Genomic DNA, 2,314 nt, shown 5'->3' on the forward strand with positions numbered 1-2,314 from the left:
TCTTAAAAAGTATGGGTAGGTAAAATATAAAGGTGAGGACACCAGCCCCATAACATACTGGTGCAAGTCTGTGGGTGCATCTATTTTATGGGAAAGAAAAACCACAAAAATGCAATTCGTAGCTTGAATCAGCGCATTGCTGAACACCAAGAAAAGATTAAATTAGAGTATGAAAAGGACTTTCCCGATCAAGGTTTAATAAGACATTGGTAAACTGAGATTCGTGCCTTTGATAAGGGCATTCAGCAAGCACTAAAACGATTGGGGAAATAATTATGCAGATTCGCGATCGCTCCCTTCCTATTACTAGCAATACTCTGAAAACATTAATTACAGAGTTAGGCTCAGAATGCCAAACCGTTACCGGATTAATCTATCAGCTTCAGTCACCTCACCTGAGTGCTAGACAACAAGCTGAGATTCTGGCAGAATTGCTGGCTGCTGCAATTCATTTGAATGTTCATTGTGGAGAAGAATTTCAGACGCTAATTGCTCAGGAGATGGAAAAATTACCGGATGATGATGAACAGGAGTAAATCGGGATTTGAAGTCAGAAGTCAGAAGCTTGAAGTCAGAAGTTTTTATAGCGTTTCTAGGACTCATGAGGTACACAGGATTGTTTCACTCTTGCCTGCTCCCTGCTCCCTAAAAGCCAAATATTTGTACCTCACAAGTCGTAGAATTGCTATATAATGATATTATGAGCAAAAAACAATCATACTGGAGATGCCAACAGGTATTATTATCCCCAAACAAAGACCTATTATCTATCTTTGAGTACATTGGTTCAGAGTCTAATAAAATCTACAATTGCTCGGTCTATTACGCCAGACAAATTTGGTTTAAAGCTAAGCGTATTGTAGGGAAATCTGAGCTTTGTGCTCAAATGAAGCATAACCCGCACTTCACAGCCATGTATGTAAGTGCATCTCAGCAAGTTTGTAATGGAGTAGCCGAATCATTTAAGTCGTTCCAGAAGCTTAATAAATTGTTTTGGAAGGGACAACTTGGATATCGACCAAAACCTCCAGCTTACAGAAAGAGTGGGTTGTTCACAGTGTCGTACCCAAAAAGATGGCTAAAGTTAGTTGGTAATAAAGTTCGATTACCCCTTGGCAAACAGGTTAAAGCATGGTTTGGGTTATCTGAGTTTTTTATTGATATGCCATCCAATTTGGATTGGAGACAGATAAGAGAAGTTCGCATCCTGCCCAGAAATGGGGTCTTCTATGCTGAATTTGTATACAAAATAGAACCGGAAGTTGTTGATCTAGACTTCAGTAAGGCCCTAGGCATTGATCATGGAATTGATAATTGGCTGACATGTGTGGATACAGTTGGCAACAGCTTTATTGTTGATGGAAAGCACATCAAGAGCTTGAATCAATGGTACAACAAACGTGTTGCTACTTTAAAAAAAGGCCGGGATAAAAACTACTGGACAAAACAGCTTGCTGCTGTTACAGAAAAGCGCAACAGGCAAATGCGAGACGGGATAAATAAGGCAGCTCGACTAGTTGTTAACCACTGTCTCAAAAATGGAATTGGAACTCTAGTATTTGGTTGGAATCAAGGACAAAAACATAATGCCAATATGGGCAAGCGCAATAATCAACAATTTGTCCAAATCCCCACAGCACGCCTGAAGCAACGTATTTTCCAGTTATGCGATCAATATGGCATTAAATTTCTAGAGACAGAGGAAAGCTATACCAGTAAAGCAAGTGCCTTAGATAATGATGAGATTCCCGTATTCGGTGAAAAACCCGCAGAGTGGAAACCCTCAGGAAAAAGGGTCAGACGTGGATTATACCGGACTGCTTTGAACTGGTATATCAACGCCGATTGCAACGGAGCAATGAATATCCTCAGGAAAGTAGCGGGAACCATTGGCATTGACCTGATGGGACTCAGTAGGGGCGCTTTGACTACGCCTTTAAGAGTTCGTTTGTGGACTCTTAACGAATCCCCGCGTCTAATGACCGGGGAGTGTCAATATACGAAAACCATCATTGAAGCCACGGACGTCGCGCCTAACTAAGTCGATGCGAATCGCAGAACGGCAGAAACCAGGATCGTTGCCCCAGGAGCCGCCCCGCAGAGGCGATTTTGGATTATTTTCGTCATTTGTGGCTGAATCTGGATTATTTTCAGTCTTGACATTTTCCGGTTCATTATCCTCAATCCAAGCACTGCCATCTGTGGGCGCACCTTCGTAGTTATTATGCCAGTCATCAGCGCACCATTCCCAAACGTTCCCGTGCATATCATATAACCCAAAGGGATTCGGATAAAATTGACCCACAGGGGTGGT

4 protein-coding genes are annotated in these 2,314 nt (G+C 42.0%); 3 read left to right on the top strand and 1 reads right to left on the bottom strand.

All coding sequences use genetic code 11. From position 1 onward, the window contains the following. Positions 1–87: 87 nt before the first annotated feature. The 3 genes from F6K49_RS42010 (at position 88) to F6K49_RS42020 (ending at position 2,041) form a co-directional block, all read left to right on the top strand. Complete coding sequence (locus F6K49_RS42010) at positions 88–213, top strand: hypothetical protein (protein ID WP_293107227.1); 126 nt, start codon at positions 88–90, stop codon at positions 211–213. A 62-nt stretch (positions 214–275) separates the two neighbouring features. Then, complete coding sequence (locus F6K49_RS42015) at positions 276–536, top strand: hypothetical protein (RefSeq protein WP_293019528.1); 261 nt, start codon at positions 276–278, stop codon at positions 534–536. A gap of 164 nt (positions 537–700) precedes the next feature. Further along, entirely contained in the window at positions 701–2,041 is a 1,341-nt protein-coding gene (locus F6K49_RS42020; protein ID WP_293107229.1) for a transposase, read from the top strand. On the opposite strand, the gene F6K49_RS42025 is transcribed toward F6K49_RS42020, so the two are convergent. After that, the coding region (locus tag F6K49_RS42025; RefSeq protein ID WP_293107231.1) for a formylglycine-generating enzyme family protein at positions 1,976–2,314 on the bottom strand (339 nt) is incomplete at its 5' end. The two genes, F6K49_RS42020 and F6K49_RS42025, sit on opposite strands and share 66 nt — an antisense overlap.

The sequence above is a fragment of the Moorena sp. SIO3I6 genome (assembly GCF_010672095.1).